Annotated in this window: 27 protein-coding genes; 19 read left to right on the top strand and 8 right to left on the bottom strand. The window is 62.0% G+C overall.

The genetic code is table 11. From position 1 onward, the window contains the following. Nucleotides 1–630: DUF7666 domain-containing protein (locus ACUSIJ_RS28950; RefSeq protein WP_449311886.1), on the bottom strand; the 630-nt coding region annotated here is incomplete at its 3' end. Between the two features lie 148 nt (nucleotides 631–778). Between ACUSIJ_RS28950 and ACUSIJ_RS28945 the strand changes: the two genes are divergently transcribed. Continuing rightward, entirely contained in the window at nucleotides 779–1,027 is a 249-nt protein-coding gene (locus tag ACUSIJ_RS28945) for a hypothetical protein (RefSeq protein ID WP_449311885.1), read from the top strand. A 48-nt stretch (nucleotides 1,028–1,075) separates the two neighbouring features. Here the strand turns inward: ACUSIJ_RS28945 and ACUSIJ_RS28940 are convergent, their stop codons facing one another. The 4 genes from ACUSIJ_RS28940 to ACUSIJ_RS28925 form a co-directional block, all read right to left on the bottom strand. Next, nucleotides 1,076–1,285 carry a hypothetical protein gene (locus tag ACUSIJ_RS28940; protein ID WP_449311884.1) on the bottom strand — a complete coding sequence of 70 codons (210 nt, stop codon included), beginning with the start codon at nucleotides 1,283–1,285 and terminating at the stop codon, nucleotides 1,076–1,078. Nucleotides 1,286–1,433: 148 nt separating this feature from the next. After that, nucleotides 1,434–1,709: a hypothetical protein gene (locus tag ACUSIJ_RS28935; protein ID WP_449311883.1), complete on the bottom strand. Its 276-nt coding sequence runs from the start codon at nucleotides 1,707–1,709 to the stop codon at nucleotides 1,434–1,436. Between the two features lie 115 nt (nucleotides 1,710–1,824). After that, nucleotides 1,825–2,151 (bottom strand): hypothetical protein, encoded by a 327-nt coding sequence (locus ACUSIJ_RS28930; protein WP_449311882.1) that lies wholly within the window; start codon nucleotides 2,149–2,151, stop codon nucleotides 1,825–1,827. Nucleotides 2,152–3,095: 944 nt separating this feature from the next. After that, complete coding sequence (locus ACUSIJ_RS28925) at nucleotides 3,096–3,446, bottom strand: helix-turn-helix domain-containing protein (protein WP_449311881.1); 351 nt, start codon at nucleotides 3,444–3,446, stop codon at nucleotides 3,096–3,098. Here ACUSIJ_RS28925 and ACUSIJ_RS28920 point away from each other — a divergent pair. From ACUSIJ_RS28920 to ACUSIJ_RS28840, 17 genes are all read left to right on the top strand, one after another. Further along, entirely contained in the window at nucleotides 3,420–3,773 is a 354-nt protein-coding gene (locus ACUSIJ_RS28920) for a helix-turn-helix transcriptional regulator (protein ID WP_449311880.1), read from the top strand. The genes ACUSIJ_RS28925 and ACUSIJ_RS28920 overlap by 27 nt on opposite strands. 62 nt (nucleotides 3,774–3,835) lie before the next feature. Beyond that, nucleotides 3,836–4,324, top strand: a complete 489-nt coding sequence (locus tag ACUSIJ_RS28915; RefSeq protein WP_449311879.1) for a hypothetical protein — start codon at nucleotides 3,836–3,838, stop codon at nucleotides 4,322–4,324. Continuing rightward, entirely contained in the window at nucleotides 4,324–4,569 is a 246-nt protein-coding gene (locus ACUSIJ_RS28910) for a hypothetical protein (protein WP_449311878.1), read from the top strand. Before ACUSIJ_RS28915 ends, ACUSIJ_RS28910 begins: the two co-directional genes overlap by 1 nt. Then, nucleotides 4,569–4,976: a hypothetical protein gene (locus tag ACUSIJ_RS28905; RefSeq protein WP_449311877.1), complete on the top strand. Its 408-nt coding sequence runs from the start codon at nucleotides 4,569–4,571 to the stop codon at nucleotides 4,974–4,976. Before ACUSIJ_RS28910 ends, ACUSIJ_RS28905 begins: the two co-directional genes overlap by 1 nt. After that, nucleotides 4,969–5,592: a hypothetical protein gene (locus ACUSIJ_RS28900; RefSeq protein ID WP_449311876.1), complete on the top strand. Its 624-nt coding sequence runs from the start codon at nucleotides 4,969–4,971 to the stop codon at nucleotides 5,590–5,592. The genes ACUSIJ_RS28905 and ACUSIJ_RS28900 overlap by 8 nt, the downstream gene beginning before the upstream one ends. Before the next feature lie 11 nt (nucleotides 5,593–5,603). Beyond that, nucleotides 5,604–6,128 carry a hypothetical protein gene (locus ACUSIJ_RS28895; RefSeq protein WP_449311875.1) on the top strand — a complete coding sequence of 175 codons (525 nt, stop codon included), beginning with the start codon at nucleotides 5,604–5,606 and terminating at the stop codon, nucleotides 6,126–6,128. After that, nucleotides 6,125–6,430, top strand: coding sequence for a hypothetical protein (locus tag ACUSIJ_RS28890; RefSeq protein WP_449311874.1), 306 nt, complete (start codon nucleotides 6,125–6,127; stop codon nucleotides 6,428–6,430). Before ACUSIJ_RS28895 ends, ACUSIJ_RS28890 begins: the two co-directional genes overlap by 4 nt. After that, nucleotides 6,427–7,059 (top strand): hypothetical protein, encoded by a 633-nt coding sequence (locus ACUSIJ_RS28885; RefSeq protein WP_449311873.1) that lies wholly within the window; start codon nucleotides 6,427–6,429, stop codon nucleotides 7,057–7,059. The genes ACUSIJ_RS28890 and ACUSIJ_RS28885 overlap by 4 nt, the downstream gene beginning before the upstream one ends. Further along, nucleotides 7,056–9,077, top strand: coding sequence for a DNA cytosine methyltransferase (locus ACUSIJ_RS28880; RefSeq protein ID WP_449311872.1), 2,022 nt, complete (start codon nucleotides 7,056–7,058; stop codon nucleotides 9,075–9,077). The genes ACUSIJ_RS28885 and ACUSIJ_RS28880 overlap by 4 nt, the downstream gene beginning before the upstream one ends. Beyond that, nucleotides 9,074–9,472: a hypothetical protein gene (locus tag ACUSIJ_RS28875; RefSeq protein ID WP_449311871.1), complete on the top strand. Its 399-nt coding sequence runs from the start codon at nucleotides 9,074–9,076 to the stop codon at nucleotides 9,470–9,472. The genes ACUSIJ_RS28880 and ACUSIJ_RS28875 overlap by 4 nt, the downstream gene beginning before the upstream one ends. Next, nucleotides 9,469–9,687, top strand: coding sequence for a hypothetical protein (locus tag ACUSIJ_RS28870; protein ID WP_449311870.1), 219 nt, complete (start codon nucleotides 9,469–9,471; stop codon nucleotides 9,685–9,687). Before ACUSIJ_RS28875 ends, ACUSIJ_RS28870 begins: the two co-directional genes overlap by 4 nt. Continuing rightward, nucleotides 9,687–10,820, top strand: a complete 1,134-nt coding sequence (locus ACUSIJ_RS28865; protein WP_449311869.1) for a hypothetical protein — start codon at nucleotides 9,687–9,689, stop codon at nucleotides 10,818–10,820. The genes ACUSIJ_RS28870 and ACUSIJ_RS28865 overlap by 1 nt, the downstream gene beginning before the upstream one ends. After that, nucleotides 10,777–11,433, top strand: a complete 657-nt coding sequence (locus ACUSIJ_RS28860; RefSeq protein WP_449311868.1) for a hypothetical protein — start codon at nucleotides 10,777–10,779, stop codon at nucleotides 11,431–11,433. Before ACUSIJ_RS28865 ends, ACUSIJ_RS28860 begins: the two co-directional genes overlap by 44 nt. Further along, nucleotides 11,430–11,825 carry a MucR family transcriptional regulator gene (locus tag ACUSIJ_RS28855; protein ID WP_449311867.1) on the top strand — a complete coding sequence of 132 codons (396 nt, stop codon included), beginning with the start codon at nucleotides 11,430–11,432 and terminating at the stop codon, nucleotides 11,823–11,825. The genes ACUSIJ_RS28860 and ACUSIJ_RS28855 overlap by 4 nt, the downstream gene beginning before the upstream one ends. Nucleotides 11,826–11,875: 50 nt before the next feature. Further along, nucleotides 11,876–12,682 (top strand): hypothetical protein, encoded by an 807-nt coding sequence (locus ACUSIJ_RS28850; protein WP_449311866.1) that lies wholly within the window; start codon nucleotides 11,876–11,878, stop codon nucleotides 12,680–12,682. 40 nt (nucleotides 12,683–12,722) lie between these two features. Continuing rightward, the gene (locus tag ACUSIJ_RS28845; RefSeq protein WP_449311865.1) at nucleotides 12,723–13,544 is read left to right on the top strand and encodes a DUF6551 family protein; all 822 of its coding nucleotides are present in this window, start codon (nucleotides 12,723–12,725) and stop codon (nucleotides 13,542–13,544) included. Continuing rightward, nucleotides 13,534–13,896 carry a helix-turn-helix domain-containing protein gene (locus ACUSIJ_RS28840; protein WP_449311864.1) on the top strand — a complete coding sequence of 121 codons (363 nt, stop codon included), beginning with the start codon at nucleotides 13,534–13,536 and terminating at the stop codon, nucleotides 13,894–13,896. The genes ACUSIJ_RS28845 and ACUSIJ_RS28840 overlap by 11 nt, the downstream gene beginning before the upstream one ends. A 251-nt stretch (nucleotides 13,897–14,147) precedes the next feature. Here ACUSIJ_RS28840 and ACUSIJ_RS28835 read toward each other — a convergent pair whose 3' ends face one another. Continuing rightward, on the bottom strand, nucleotides 14,148–14,537 hold the full coding sequence (locus ACUSIJ_RS28835; protein ID WP_449311863.1) for a hypothetical protein: 390 nt from the start codon (nucleotides 14,535–14,537) through the stop codon (nucleotides 14,148–14,150). Nucleotides 14,538–14,791: 254 nt separating this feature from the next. Between ACUSIJ_RS28835 and ACUSIJ_RS28830 the strand changes: the two genes are divergently transcribed. Continuing rightward, on the top strand, nucleotides 14,792–15,631 hold the full coding sequence (locus ACUSIJ_RS28830; protein ID WP_449311862.1) for a hypothetical protein: 840 nt from the start codon (nucleotides 14,792–14,794) through the stop codon (nucleotides 15,629–15,631). Between the two features lie 52 nt (nucleotides 15,632–15,683). Here the strand turns inward: ACUSIJ_RS28830 and ACUSIJ_RS28825 are convergent, their stop codons facing one another. After that, nucleotides 15,684–15,953 (bottom strand): hypothetical protein, encoded by a 270-nt coding sequence (locus tag ACUSIJ_RS28825; protein WP_449311861.1) that lies wholly within the window; start codon nucleotides 15,951–15,953, stop codon nucleotides 15,684–15,686. Continuing rightward, complete coding sequence (locus ACUSIJ_RS28820; RefSeq protein WP_449311860.1) at nucleotides 15,950–16,249, bottom strand: hypothetical protein; 300 nt, start codon at nucleotides 16,247–16,249, stop codon at nucleotides 15,950–15,952. Before ACUSIJ_RS28820 ends, ACUSIJ_RS28825 begins: the two co-directional genes overlap by 4 nt. Nucleotides 16,250–16,272: the final 23 nt, after the last annotated feature.

Here is a 16,272-nt window from a genome sequence, read left to right as displayed (position 1 = left end):
TGCGCTGCGGTACCCGGTGGCCTGCGATGCGCTGCGGTACCCGGTGGCCTGCGATGCGCTGCGGTACCCGGTGGCCTGCGATGCGCTGCGGTCCCCGGTGGCCTGCGATGCGCTGCGGTACCCGGTGGCCTGCGATGCGCTGAGGTCCCCGGTGGCCTGCGATGCGCTGCGGTCCCCGGTGGCCTGCGATGCGCTGCGGTCCCCGGTGGCCTGCGATGCGCTGAGGTCCCCGTCCGTGCTGTTGCTATTGGCAGGCGTCACCCGATCACGCACGAACTTGATAGCGCTGTTGATCAAACCGGATAGGCCCAAATCACTCTTTACGGCAATCGATGCCGATGCGGTCCAGCCGTATTCGCGAATGATCTTGCCGCTTTGCTCGACGAGCGCATATCTGGCACCGGCCGGCGGAACGCGATCGAATACGGTCAGCGGGTGCTCGTCGGCGGGCACGGCGTCGAAACCATTGCCGAAATCCGTCAGTTCGCCATCAATCGTGTACGTCTGGCCAATTTCGAAGGTTCTGCCGTTTGCGACGAAATTCGCGTCAAAACCCTTGATGGCTTCGATCACCTCCGGGGCGCCTTCGCCCGGCGTTTCCGTGACCGTCTCGTTCGTGCTGCTTGTCATGGGGTTCTCCGTTTCCCCGTTGTGGGGATGAGGAGAATGTGCATGATGTTCACTATTGCGTCAAGCTAAAAAGTGATTGTGATGCACATTTTCATCGCGACGCGCCCTTCAACCCGCGCTATAAGGGGTCATCAACAAGGAGGATGGGATGGGATATCTGGAACCGAACACGCCAGCGCTTAGCGGCGCGGAATTGAGGGCGGCGCTTCAGGATGCATGGGATAAGGCCGACGCTGTGCACCTGGCCTTCGCAGAGCTTGAAACGATTATCAGAGCAAGAGGGCTCTACGACAACGATCCCGAGGGCAAGCTGTTCGCTGCAGCCGAACTCGTGAGCGAGAAATCGCTGAAGGCGTCGGTGGCGGTCAGCAGAATCCGGGGGAGTGTCAGGGAATAAAATGCGCCGGCGGGAGCTCCGCCGGTGCTTGTCACGTCGTCGCGGTGCTTACTCCTTGGCTCGGTTGGCGAAAATGCCAATCGCGTCATCAAGATCGCGAGCAGCCTCAATGATTTCCTTCGGGTGATCATGGCGCTTGTGGATCTTGGTAATCAGCTTCCGCGCTTCCGCAATGAACGTGCTCAACCTGTAATTGACAGCGCTCAATTCTTCTTCAAGCGCCTTCACTCTGGCTTCGAGGTCTGTGGTTTCACTCATTCGGTCATTCCTTTCGGGAGCAAGATGGGAGGGATGGCTGAAGCCGGGGCGTGCCACCGCCCCGGCACCCACTATAGCTCGCGCTTCGAAAGCGCCCGCCAGGAATGTGCAACGGTCAACAAAAAGCCCGCCGAAGCGGGCCGGCTTTTCAGCCCCTCTTCGCGCCACGCCACGTAGCGAAAAGCAGCGCTGCCAGTCCTGCGACGATCACCGCTCCAAGCGCATAGCGCCAGCGTTCGTTCTCGGTCTCTCTGAGGCGCTGATCGACGATCTTGTGCGCGAGATCGGGACTTTGTTCGGCAATCTTGCGAAGCTCGGCCAAGTCGGCGTCGAGACGGATGTGGCCGATAGCGACGGCAACGGGGTTGAATATGCGCGCTCCCTCATCCCGTGTGGCGTCATCATTGGTGGCGGTTCGTAGCATGTCGGCCCCGCTCTGAGGATGGTGCAGCCCCAGAACGATACACCCGGCCGGCCTCGATTGCCAGCGAGGGCATGGCCATAGGCGGCACCCCAGAATCCCGCCGGAGCGGGCTAGGTTAGGGAGGCGGCGCGGCAGGTGGCGGGGGAGCCAGCATCTGAACCCGCGCCTTCGATTCGTCGATAGACTGGTTGAGCCAGCTCGCGGCGATCGGGGCGAGGGCCGACACCACGCCGAAAAGCACCAGGGTCGCTACGATGCCGATAATGCCAGCCGTGGTGGGGCGCGCGTCTACCTTCGCGCCGAGCGCGGCGGCCTCCGCCTTGTAAGCGTCGATCTTGGCGTTCGTGGCGTCGAACCGGACGTCAAATCGGCGAACGATATCGTCGAGTTTCGCATCAATGCGCTCGAACTTTGTCTCCAACGATGTGACGCGCGCTTCCATCTCGTCCGATGTCCCTCCGCCATCACCCGGTGGGAGACGGCCCTTCACTGTAGTATGGGGGCGGCGCGACCCTAAATCAACTACTTCTCTTAGTGCTGGCTCGGACACGCTAGTATGCCTCCGACTTCTCTTGCTTCCAACGCAAGATCGTTCCCCGCGAGAAGGCGCGAATGTATCCACAATTGTCGCATATTAGAAGCATAAGCTGAATCACATCAGCGCCGATCAGTTCGCCACTTATTTTGTGTATACCCAGCAATGACGGGACATGGTGATCGGAAGTTGTCTCTATGGCGGCTGACCACTTCGAAGTTGAACAAACAGGGCAAGTCCAGCTCGCGCCCTTTGCAGTTAGGAAAGACTTAAGGTCGTTGAGTGATATCTCGTTCCCGTCAGGGAGCGTGTTGCCGCGACCGTTATCTTCGGGTGCCTTGTCACTCACGCCTCTTAACTCCTGCCCCGAGACCACGATCTAATGACCTGTTACCACGACTGATTCCAAGTTGACGCCCCAGAGTCAAGCACAACCAAGGCTGACATGGCAGCCGCGCCTACAATCAGCAATTGTGACGTGTCAGTTATTTGACTTCGCGATCAAAGTATTACCAAAAAATGACATTCCTTGATATCGCGCAAAGTTAACCACGTTCTGCACGCTCTCCACATTTTCGCCGCAGTCTGTTCTCTCTTCGTTGCCAAACTGTAAATGTTCCGTTAACGTTCTCGGGTTGAGTGAGCGTCTGAGGGGGCGGGAATGGCAAAGAGAGAAGAGACCGTTTTAAGCCGACGGCTGTTTTTGGTAGGCGCCGCTTCGTTGACGCAACCATCAGCCGCCGCCACCGCCAACGATCCACTTGCGGAAGTCGATCGGGCTGCTGCCGCTCTATCTGCTGCAATGGCGGCTGTGCATGGCGGCGTTTGGCGGGTTCACATAAGCCATCGGACTAAGTCCGCTGCGGTGGCCATGGAATCTTCAACCTGAACGCAGCATATTCGAGGATTTGCTCTCTTTCGAGCGGTGGAGCAGTGGCAACCATCGTGAGCAGCCTCCATGGATCGGATGGATCTTGAGGGTTGCTTAGCAGGATGGCAGCTGGATGCACACCGAAAGCTCTCGCCGCGGCTTCAAGGGTTCGCTGAGTGTACGGTGATTTCCCGGTCTCAATTTTCGAGAGAGTGTCCCGCCCCAGATCGATCTTTTCAGCAACCTGATCCTGGGTCAAGCCAAGGTAATCCCGCCATTCGCGGAGATATGTTCTCTGAAGCGGATGATGCTTTTTCTTAACGGGAGCCATGTTCACACCTTACTCGATGTGGGCACCCATCGCCATGCGATGGCATGCACGTTTGTGCTTGACATGCACGTGCATGATATGCACATTCCGACTATGAGCACGCTTGCCACACTCCTTTCTGAGCGAGGGCTGACCGACGCTGATTTGGCCGGTCGGGTTGGGTGCGATCGGTCCATGATCTCCAAAATTCGGTCGGGCAAAGCGATACCCTCGCTGCGCCTCGCACTGGCAATCAGCAGAGAAACTGGACTTCCAATTGACCAGATAGTGCCCTCTATCGCTTCACCTTCAGATGCCCTCCCGGGCCAAACTGGGGAGGGCTCGTAATGCCCCCCCCCCGTTTTTCTTTCTCCTTCCCCATTTTCCGATCCTTCGCTGCTGGATTTCCCATGCCTGGGAAATTGCCACGGCCGCGTTCCGCAGGAGCGGAAATTCCTTCCATCAAAACGGAAAGGCTACCTGAAGTGCCCGCGTTGGCCGCTGAAATGAGAGATGCCGTTATTGAGCTGGGCGAGCCGCGCCTCCCCGGCGAGAAAAACGACCGCTTTCTTGAGCGCGTGGCGCGCGCGGCCGGCATTTCCTTCAGGTCCGCCAAATCCCTTTTCTACTGCGAAGCGCAGAACCCGAGCGCGCGCGTCGTCGATAGCGTCCGGGCGGCGCTTGAGCGTCGGCGCGCGGCGGCGGACCTGCGCGACCGCCAGCTTGAGGAACAAGCCCGTGCCAAATACCAGCGGTCTACCGCCGCCGTCTCCAGCATGCTCGCGACCGCCGCTGTTTCGGATACGGACGAAATTCGCGATCTACTTGTTGAACTTATCGGACGCCTTGACCGGCTTTGCGGCATGGATAGCGCCGTGGATCAAAGGGAGGCTGCCTGATGGTTTCGAACCATGAAAGCCGTATTTCGAACGGACGCGCTGCCGAGCTGACCGGCGCAACCCTGCCCTGCCCGGTGCCAATGACGTACAGGGAGGGCGAAGGCAGCCAAGCCCTCGACCGGGTCAATCTTAAGACCGCGTGGCTTCTCTCCTATTACGACCTGCGGGCTCATCACCCGAAAGGCCATGGCGAGTTGCGCATCTCCAGACACACCGATCTGCCGGTGCCGGAACGGGGGGCGTGATGTCCATCGCCCGCCGGATCGACTGGAACGAAGATGCCATCCGTATCCTGACCGCGGCGAACAGGGCTGGGCTGACCCAGCGCGAAATAGCCGCCACGCTCGGCGTGAGCGAGGAGCTTATCTGGCGGAAATGCCGGAGCTTCGATCGTGGGGTCAGAACGCGTGCCGGCACCGTCCGTCGCCCGGCTGATGCCGAGGTCCATATCGCCCGGCTGCGCAGCATCCTGCCTGCCGAGCCGAAACCCGCCACCCCGACGAAGCCCGAATGCGTGGCGGCCGCCCTCGGTATCCGCGCCCGCCGCGGTCTGGGCGGCGTTTCGGTGCCGCACCTCACCTCTGTCTACGGCAGCTATGTCGAGCCCACCCTCGACACCCCCTCACCTTCCTCCGGAGAAAATCATGTCTGAAGAGACCAAGAAACTTCCCAACAGAAAGCTGCTACTGGCGCTGTTCAAGGAAAGCGCCAGCGTCAAGGAAAAGACCTCCAGCATCGCGGGTGCGTTCGGCGATCGCATCAAGTCGGCGCAGGAAAACGGCAACCTCAACGGCGCCGCCTTTCGCGCTGTCGCGTCGATCTACCGCAAGGCGAAGACAAACGAGCTTGCTGCGCTCGATATGATCGATCATGTGCGGGAATACCTCGACGCCGTCGAAGAGGACATTCGTGAGGGCGGCCACGTCGGCAACCTCGACGATCTCGCGCGCATGGCCCCGGTCGACGATGACGATTTCGACGACGACGAGGATGGCGAGCCCGTCGAGGAAGTCCGGGACGTGAAGCGCGACGGCATCCCGCTGGACAAGGCGCTGGAGGCATTCGAGGGCACGAAGCACTTGGCACCGCCGCCCGGCGCGCCGGCCGATCTGGATGATGATCATCAGGATGATGCCGCCGGCAGCGACGAACCTGCCCCGCCCCCGCCGCCGGTGAACCTCGACGGCGAGCGCAAGCGGCGCGGCCGACCGAAGAAGAACGCCCTCCCCGACGCAGAGCCGCAGGGCTCTTACACCATCCTGAACTGAGGACGCGGCCGGTGATGGTGCTTGCTCTGGATATCGCGAAGGTGACCGGATTCGCGTTCGGGAAACCCGGCGCCATCGCGCGCTCGGGCTCGGTGCGCCTTGGCGACGATCCGAGAAGCGTGTGCCGAAATCTGCTGTGCTTCCTCCGGGAGCAGTTCTTCAGCTTTCAGGATCGGCCGGAGCTGGTTGCCATCGAGGCGCCACTGAATGCGGTAGCGCATCCGTCAGCGTCGAGCATCCCCTATGCCTTCGGCGGCGCGTATGTTGCCGATGCACTGTGCTGGGCATATGGAGCCAGGGTCGAATTCGTGAACGTCGACCGGGTGCGCAAGCATTTCATCGGCAAGCCTCGCACCGGCAACCGGGAAGACACGAAACGCGCTGTCATCCAGCGCTGCGTCCAGCTCGGGTATCTCCCCAAGGAATGCCGCGATGACAACCGCGCCGACGCGTGCGGGTTGCACGACTATGCAAGCGCCGTCTTCGCGAAGCATGTACCGGCCTCCCTCCAGCTATTCGGAGAAAGCCGGCAATGAACACCCGCCCCACATTTCGCCCCAGAACCCAGGATGAAGGGCTGGGCGGTGCAAGGCCGCAACAAGGATCGCTTGACCGGGGATGGGGCGGGGATGGCTTCATGGACCCCCAAAGCGGTCAATTCGTCGCGGACACCGGCGGCGGCGAGGAGGCTCCAGCCTCCAATGACCCGCCGTCGGTTCCGGACGCCGAGATTTTCAAAGCGTTCAATGCCGGCTTCGACTCTATGGAGATCGCGCGCATTTTCCGCATTCCCGAATCGCACGTCTGGAACGTTTTTGCGCGGGGAGACGGGCAATGACCGATCTCGCTGCGGGAAACGCAGTCACGGAACGCGCTCGCCCGAAATCGGCCAAGATATGGGAACGCGACAAGTTAAACTGGTACGTCGAAGATGAGGACTGTACTGCGGCGCTGCTGACGGTCGAGAAGTTCCACGGCCTCACGCTCGATCCCGCCTGCGGGCAGGGCAACATCGTCAAGACGATGATCGCCCACGGGTACGACGCCGACGGTTCCGACATCGTGCGCCGGGTGGACGCCGATTGGTTTGTCGGCGAAATCGACTTCCTTGCCGATGGCGCGTTCAAGCCGGGGCACTGTGACAACTTGATCACGAATCCACCCTTCTTCGGCGGCAAGGGCACCGAGGCATTCATCCGTAAAGCGCTGACCATCGCGACGAACAAGGTCGCGGTCTTTGTCGATCTGAAATTCCTTGGGAGCGATGGCCGCGCCTCCGGCCTCTATGCAGAGCATCCGCCCAGCCGGATCTACATCCTGACCCCGCGCCCGTCCTGCCCGCCGGGCGAATACCTGGCGCGCGGCGGCAAGGCAAGCGGCGGCACCGCCGATTGGTGCTGGCTCGTCTGGGATCTTCAGTCCCCTTATGCCGGCACGACGTTCCATTGGCTGCGGAGGGCGGCATGACGGCTGCCCCGCTCATTATCGACAGCTTCGCCGGCGGCGGCGGGGCCTCAACCGGCATCGAGATGGCGCTGGGCCGCTCGCCCGATATCGCCATCAACCACAACCCCGACGCGCTGGCGCTGCACGCGGCCAATCATCCGGACACGCTGCACCTGTCGAAAAACATCTACCACGTCGACCCGCTCGACCACGTGGCCGGGCGGCATATCGGGCTCGCCTGGTTCTCGCCGGACTGCAAGCATTTTTCCAAGGCCAAGGGCGGCAAGCCGGTCGAGCGCAACGTGCGCGATCTCGCCCATATCATCCCGTTCTGGGTCGAGCGGATCAGGAGGAGCGGCGGGCGGATCGATGTCGTTATCATGGAGAATGTCGAGGAATTCTCGACCTGGGGGCCGCTGATCCACACCAGCCGCGGGCTTTTTCCCGACCCGGCCCGCAAGGGCGAGACGTTCACGGCGTGGTGCCGGCGGCTGCGCCGGCTCGGCGGCCGGCTGGAAATGCGCGAGCTGCGCGCCTGCGACTACGGCGCGCCGACGATCCGCAAACGGCTGTTCGTCATCATCCGATTCGACGGCCAGAAAATCGTCTGGCCCGAGCCGACGCACGGCGCACCGGACGATCCGGACGTGATCGCCGGGCGGAAAAAACCGTGGCGGGCGGTGGCGGAATGCATCGACTGGTCGCTGCCGTGCCCGAGCATATTCTCCACGTCCGGCGAGATCCGGCTCAAGCACGGGGTGTCGTCTGTGCGCCCGCTGGCCGACAATACCCTCGCCCGGGTGGCGCGCGGCATGAAGCGCTACGTGCTCGACGCGGCGCGGCCGTTTCTGGTGTCGATTGCCCACGGCGACAGCGGCGGGCGGCGGGAATACCCGCTGACCGAGCCGCACGGCGTCGTGACGGCGGGTGGCATCAGCCATGCCGTCGTCGCGCCGCACGTCATGACGATGCGCAACGCGGGCAAGCCGTTCAACGGCGCGGACGAGCCGGCGCACACCATCACGGCAGGCGGAGGGGGGCTGACGCTGGTCGCGCCGGTGCTGACGGCGGCGCAGCATGGCGGATCGATCCGGAGCGCCGCCGCGCCCAGCCATACGATCACAGCGAGCCGGAAGGATCAGAATGCGGTGATCGTGCCGACGCTGGTCGGGTGCGGCGGCCGGGCGGCGCAGAGCCGGCCGCGCGGCGGCGACGAGCCGTTCGCCACCATCACGGCCAAGGCCGATGCCTGCGTCGCCGCCGCCTTCATCGCCCAGCACAATTCCTCGCGCGATGGCGGCGGGCATCCGGGTCGTGCGGCGGATGCGCCCCTGTCGACGGTGACGTCCACGGGCTCGCAGCAGAGCGTCGTCGCCGCTTTCGTCTCGCGCCAGTTCGGGGCTTCCGTCGGCCATGCGGCCGACGAGCCTTCGGGGACCATCACGGCCAATGGCGGCGGCAAGTCCGCGCTCGTCTCGGCCTTCGTCTCGCGCCAGTTCGGCACGGCCACCGGGCATCCAATGGAGATGCCGGCGGCGACCGTGATGCCGGACGGCGGCGGCGGTAAATCGCTGCTCGTCGCGCCGTTCCTGCAATCCTACTACGGCACCGGTGACGGCGGCGAGGAAGACCGGCCCGCGCGCACCATCACGACGAAGGACCGGCACGGCCACGTCGAGGCGGCGATCGCCGCGCCGCCGTTCTCGGATGAGCACGTCGTCCGGGCGCGCGAGGTGGCGGATTTCATGCGCGCGCACGGCTTCTGGGACGAGCGCGAGTTCGTCACGCTGACGATCGGCGGCGTGGAATACGTCATCGTCGACATCGGCATGCGCATGCTGACGCCGCGCGAGCTGTACAACGCGCAGGGTTTTCCGCCGGGCTATATCATCGACGGCGGCATGCAGGACGGCGTGTGGCGGGCGTTTCCGAAATCCGTGCAGGTCTCGTGTGTCGGCAACAGCGTGTCGCCGCCGGTGGCGGCGGCGCTGGTCGCGGTCAACTGCGGGCATTTGGCGATGCTGGAGGCTGCTGAGTGAGCCTCCCCGGCACGCACGAACTGAACGCCGTCGTCCTGCAGCTTCATCAGGACGCCGATCGCATCGAGCGCCAGCAGCGCGAGCTGGGCACGCACAACGAGCGGCAGTTGCTCTACGCCCGATATTACCGCACGGGTGCGAACATCGTCGCGCGCGTGCGGGATCTGACCCTGGCAGGCGAATACGACCGGGACGCCCGGCCTACAGTCACTGTGCAGACGATCGAACGGCACGGACCATTCGCCGATGACGAGCCAGCCAGCATCGCGCCCGAATCCAGCGTAGGCCCGCCCCTATCCCCTGAAGACGCAGAAATCCTGAAATTCGTTCGCGCGAGCGGCGGTCTCGACCGTGTTCGCAAGATCGTCAGCGCATGGAGCGAGGAATTAAAATGAGTGACCGCGAAGACGAAGACGGCGGCCCGATCTACAGCGCCACGGCCATCGCAGAACAGCACGAGATTGGCATTTGGGTTAGCCCAGAGGGTGATCTTATGCTTCACCAGCGAAACCCGCATACAGGCGGAAACGTGGTGTCGGTTCGGCTTGCCCTGCTGGACGACCTGATTGATGCGATGCGTGCCGCAAGAGACGCCGTGCGGAGCACCTGATGTCATCCGGCGTTTTCGCGGTCTCGCGTGACATTTTCGATCACGAATTTTTCGCTGACGAACCGTACAGCGAGCGCGAGGCGTGGCTTTGGCTGATCGGCAATGCGGCGTGGAAGCCGTGCCGCGTCCGGCGCGGTAGAGGCGCGGTCGACCTGTCACGCGGGCAGGTCGCCGCCACCGCGCGGGAACTTGCCGAGAAGTGGGGCTGGAGCAAATCGCGCGTCGATCGCTTCCTTGGTCGACTGTCCGAAGCCGCGATGATCGCCGCAGACGGCTCCACTGGCCGTTCTGGCGGTACGGTCATAACCATTTGCAATTACGACACATATCAGTTCGGTGGTGCCGAAGGCGATGAAGCGGGACAAATCTGGGACAAATCTGGGACAAAAAGCGGGACAATCGCGGGACAAAAGAAAAGCAGCAAAAACAGAGACTTATTCGAGAACGAATATTCAGAGCGGGACATTGAAAATGATGCCGTCGAGCAAGATGCGGGACAATCTATATATAGAGAAGAAGATAATAATATAAAAAATACCCCGATATCCCTTCGGGATATGCCCCCCCAAGGGGGCGAGACGACGACTGTCGAAAAGCCGTCTTTGCCGAAATCCCCCAAAGGAACCCGCATCCCGGACGACTGGAGCCCGTCGCCGGAGGATCGTCAGTACGCCCTGTCCAAGGGCATCCCCGCCGACAAAATCGACGAGGTGGCTGAGGAGTTTCTGAACCACTGGCAGATTGAGCCGGGAGCGCGCGGCCGGAAACTCGACTGGTCGAAAACATGGCGGAACCGCTGCATCGCGGTTGGCGGTCGGTTTGCCCAGCGCCAGAACCGCAACAGCTGCGGCCCTCCGCCTCCACCCCAACATCGAAACGGCGCCGCCGCCGCATACGAGAAATACACCAGCAATATCAGAGACATGATTTTGGAGGCCGAGAATGTCAGACCGTCTCAACCAGCGTTCGACCTCGACGATATCGACCGGCAGGAGCCTCACGACGGCCGCCGCGCAGAAGCCGAAATCCTCGCCCCCAGGCGTGGCAAGTCGCGAGATTTCGACCCTCGTCAACCGCCTGTTTTCGATCATGAAAACCGAACAGACGGATTACAAGACCTGGGCGATCTCTGAGAAGCTGGCGCCGACGCCGGCCCAGCGGGACATGCTCAAGGCCCGCGGGCGGGAGCTGGTCGAGCACCTGAAGCCAACCGACGGGGCTCTTGCGGCGAACGTCATCGGCGCGCTGATTTCGCGGATGTTGATGTCGTTCCCGTCGTACCGGGCGAACATCACCGACGCTGACAGGGAAATCGCCCAGTACGTCGAAAACCTCGCCGACACCCCGCTTTGGGCAGTGCATCAGGCTTGCGCAGGCTATCAGCGCGGCGAGTACGGCGGCAGCACGGAATTCCCGCCATCGGCCGCATCGCTGAGCGCGAAGGCCCGTAGCCTCGCCTATCCGTTCCGCATGGAGCTGGAACAGATCAAGCGAATCCTCAACGCGCAGATCTACCACGAGCCAACGCAGGAAGAGCGCGACCGAGTGATCGCCCGCTTCCAATCGGTTCTCGCCGAGACGATCGCACCGCCTGTCGACGAGAGCCCGCACGCAGCGACCCTGCATGCCGGCGCTCAACCGGCTCCAGCGCCGCCTTCCCCGGCCGCCCGCGTTCATGCGGCGCCACCCAACGTCAGTCCCGCCCTGCGAGCAAAGCTCGGCATCCCCGAAGGAGTTTCACCGTGAACCCCGATATCGCATCCGCCACCGCGCTCATCGTCAGCAGCTACGTCGCGAACAACACCGTCCCCGGCTCCGAACTGCCGGACCTGATCGTCGCTGTTGGCGGGGCCATCGCCGGCCCGGCCACGCCTTCCAAATCGCAGAGGCCCGAGCCGGCAGTGCCGATCCAAGACAGCGTGACCGACGATTTCATCGTCTGCCTGGAGGATGGACGAAAATTCAAATCGCTCAAGCGCCATCTCGCCGCCCACTACGGCCTGACCCCGCAGCAATATCGAAACAAGTGGGGCCTGTCGGCGGATTACCCGATGGTGGCGCCGAGCTATGCGGCGCATCGAGCCGATCTGGCGCGCAAACACTATCTCGGCATCCCCGCCTGGCGACGCGCATCCTGATCCACCCCACCCCGCTCCCGTGCGCGTACCGATCCAAAGGCCAAAACCGCGTGAAGAAAAAACCCGCTCAGATCTCCTGCGAGGAAAAGGCGTACCGCGATCAGGTAGCGGAAGCCGCCGAGCGCGAACGGCAACGCGCGGCGATGCATGACGCGATCGCGCGCGAGGGCCGTAGAGACGCCGCCAAGGCCGACGCGGCGGCTGATCGAGAGCGGTATCTCGACGAACGCGAGGCGCGTAAGGCGCGGATCCGGGGAGACAAGAAGCCCGCCAGCAGGAAAAGGGGCGCCAAGTCCAGTCAGCGGCCCGGTCCAGACCTGGGAGAGCGCCTGTTCGGCGTCCACCCGCTCGCGGGCTATGACGGCAACATCCCTGTCCTCGAAAAGATCACGCGGAAAAGCGATTACGGCCCCGTCGACATGGGTTATCGAAACCTCGCCTCAGACCCCATCAGCAGGATGATCAAGCGCGGCCAATGCAACGAGATCCAGGCGAAAGCCGCGCAGATCCTGTCCGAACTGTACGACGCCTATGCGTCGTATCCGGGAATGAAATGGGAGGCGCCCGTCGACGGCGGCGGCTTCAAAGGTGTGCAGGAGGCGGCGCTTGAGGCGGCCGAGGCGCTGGTGCTAGTCAGCAATGCCGCCGGCATCTACGGCGCAATGGCGCTCGACCACGTCATCGCCCGCGGCGCAGAGGTGCAGGATCTCGTCACGCTCGGCATCGCGCCAGATGCGCGGGCTGCTGGCTTCATGCTCCGCAACGCCCTCGATGCGGCTTCTATCGTGTTCGGGCTACGGGAGCCTCCTGGCGGCCGAGACGGGCCGGCCGTGATCGGCAGCCTGGATTTTTCATGACACGCAGCACAGCACCCGACATCATTTCAGGAGAGCAGGCATGACACTTCGACAGGTGGCGGCGCTTCGGCTGCCGGACATCACCCCAGCAGCGATCTCCAGCACGGCGCCGACGGTTCGCCTCGTCGAGCCATCGACCCTATCCGTCAACGAGGAATACCAGCGCTCGTTATCTGATCGTTCGGTTCGCCTCATCCGAAAGATCGTGGCCGAATGGGACTGGCGCGCGTTCAAGCCCCCGGTCGTGGTCGAAGTTGATGATCGTCTTGAGGTGATCGATGGCCAGCATACGGCAATCGCCGCTGTGACGCATGGCGGCATTGATCGCATCCCCGTTCTGGTCGTTGAAGCGACCGAACAGCAAGAGAGGGCAAGCGCCTTTGTCCGCCACAATCGTGATCGTATCGCGGTGACCCCGACACAGCTTTACAATGCCCTGCTAGCGGCGGGCGACGATGATGCGCTGACAGTCGCTCAAGTGTGTGAGCGATCCGGCGTTCGCATTCTCCAGATGCCTCCGGGCAACGGTCGATATGCTCAGGGCGACACGATGGCCGTGACGACGATTCGCTCAATGGTGGCCAGGCGTTACGCCAAGGGTGCCAGAGAAGTTCTGGAGATATGCGCGAAATCCGGCTTCCGGCCAATCTCGGCAGACCTGATCAAGGCCGTCGAGCAATTGCTATTCTCGCCAGAATACAAAGCCGAAATTGACGGGGAGCGTATAGTGCATGTGCTTTCGGCTCGCGCGTCCACCATCAAGGACGAGGCGGCGAGGTTCGCCGCGGAGCGGAAACTCCCATTCTGGCGTGGCCTCACGAGCGCCATTTTCATGAGCCGGAAGAAGCACCGTGGCGGATGACCTGATCGCCCATCAACAGCGAGAGATCGAAACGCTGCGCGAGCGCGTGCGCCAATTGGAGGATGCACTGGCGCCGCCCGGCGTACACGTCCCGATCGAATGGCGTCTCACGCCTGTAGAGGCAACCGTTTACCAGTGCCTTGCCTCCCGTCACGAGGCAACGAAACAAGCCATCATGACGGCCCTATATGGCACCCGTCCTGACGACGCGCCCGAAATCAAAATCGTTGACGTCATTGTCTGCCATATACGCAAGAAGCTGAAGCCTTTCGGCATCGAAATCAGGACCATTTGGGGGCGCGGGTACGCCATCGACGGAAAGCCTGCCCCCGAAAACATCGACACCAGATAATTTTTTCTTCCTTCATGCGCGGAAGCTGAAGCCCCCCGCCGGTCCCCTGTCTGCGCCCCGATTTCTTAACTCGACCCCCCATCCCCGTGATATTTTTACCACTGTTGCCTCAAAGGCACATATTCCACCTGTGAAACAGGGTTTTCGTGAAACATTTCGAGGTCTGACCGACCTATTGCCCCCCATCCTCACAGAATGCCGATTGCAGAGTCAGGGAAGTCCCGTGGCAGGTGTCTATGACCTCGGGCATCTCACACCCCATCAGGGTGGTTATCTGCGCCCTCGCGGTGCCTCTGCGCCCTCCCTAAGTCTTTCTTCACCTCGCCCTCGCTCAGCCACCCTATATAATCGCCCCGTTTCAGATCCACGCTGAAATCCGGGTATTTGTAGAAGGGCATGGGCGTCTTGATGCGATGCACGAACTGCAGGTCCTTTCCGCCGCATTTCCCGCACCTGAAGCGATCCGATAGTGACCAATGGTCGGTAGGGTGGTCTGGCCCTAGACGGACAGCAAGCGCCTGAAGATCCAGATCGGCCCCGTGCCCGCAGCCCAAACTCTTGCAGTATACCGACAGCTTGCTGTCTTTCTCGATCATCTCCCTGACTGAGCCGAATGGCTCAGGCCGAACCATTTTCTTCATGTTCATACTCCACGCAAACGATACGCGGATATGAGCATGTGAACGGAAAGAGAACAAGATGATTCGATGGGGCGGAGAAAGTCGAGACCTGGATGACGGTGGGAGGTAGCACGGGAGCTGCAGCGGCGGCTGGTGGATGATAGGCTGATTGTGCAGGACTCCTCATATTCGCTACGGGGAGCGGCGAAAACTGGCGCCAGTTGTGCGTCCACGCATGATTTAGAAGGGCCGGAGCTATGGGCGAATTTAATCAGATGACCATCGTGGCCGCAGCAGAGGTGATATCGGACACCCATTCCCACAACGACATCAATGTCTTGGAGGTACAATGGGGCATCTCGGATCGGGGAGGCGGCAGCAGCAAGGCGGCCCGCGTCGCTAGTTTGGCAAGGGCTGCGATTGAAGGGGGGCCTCCTGTTTATATTGAGGCGGGCCTTGTAAGCCTTGAACGCGCATTGGTGGAAACCGCGCTCTTGTACTCGTCGCGGGTGCAGAACGAATCTTACTGGCGAAAGTTGAAAGCCGGGCTCCGGCTCGACGGATTCGAGATCGTAGAGTGCCACGACGACGAGATCGATGACGGAAGGATGCCCGGGTCGGCACAACGAACAGTTACCTTGATCAGAATGCTACCTTCTGATGTCCCGGGGCTGGACATGAGAGAGGCCGAAAGTGAGGTCGTCCAGCTGTTGCGAAAGCACGAACTGGTTATAGCGGCCGGCCATCTGTCCCGTGCCATATCGGCCTTCCAGCGCGGTGAGTGGTCGGGTGCAAACGGCGAGCTACGGAATTTTCTCGAAAGTTACCTGAATGAGATAGCAGTCAAATTAGGCTGCGACCCAGAGTTGGATAGCCGGAAGATGCGCGACTTCTTAGGATCGTGTGTCAAGCCGCCTTTTCTGCTTACCGAATACAACGAGTGGAATGCGGGTGGGCAGAAGACCCCCTTCGTACAGGCTTTGTTGAATCGGCTGCATCCGCACGGAGGACATCCGGGGTTGTCGGAGGAAGAGGACGCCACTTTCAGGCTTCAAATCAACCTCATCACCGCCAGGCTGTTTCTACGACGTTTAGACGACCGCAGTCGCCAATGACGGGGGCTGCTTCCTGCATATTGCTCTTTGGTGAGCGGCGTGACAAGGCTGGTCATTCTGCCCCTCCCTGCCGTTCGATGACGCGATCGAGGCGCTTGTTTACGTCGTTGAACCCTGCTTTCATTTCGTCGCGGAGGTCTTTCAGGCCGTCGCGTGACACGTACTCACGGGCGACATGCAGCTTGTGCGCCTCAAGGTCGCGCCTCGTCGAATCGGTCTTTTCCTCGACGCGGTTGATGCGGCTTTCGATCCATTTGTAAGCGCCGAATATCGCCCCGCCCACGGCGAGGAAAAAGCCGACGATCTCGTTCGTGATATTCACTTTGGCTTTTCCCCGGCGTATTCGGCCCTCACGGCGCCGTACCACTGGCCCAGCGCCGTGATGCGCCGGTTTGCCTCGCCCCGGCCTGCACGCTCCCGCGCGGCAATCACGAGCGGATCGTCACCGGCTTTTGGCTGGGGCACCGTTACCGGGATTCCCCAAGAGGGGAATTGGGGCAGATCGCGGCGCACCTCCACCTTCCCCTGCGTCGATCCCGCGCAGGCGGCGAGCATCATCGTCAGTGACACGGCAAGAGGCACGGTCAGGGCGCGCCGAAAGCTCCGACTCCAGGTCATTGAGGTATTCCTGCTGCTTGAGA

It is taken from the genome of Pseudochelatococcus sp. B33 (assembly GCF_053570585.1).
The sequence above is the reverse complement of the archived record's forward strand: the minus strand, read 5'-3'. Positions and strand labels throughout refer to the sequence as shown.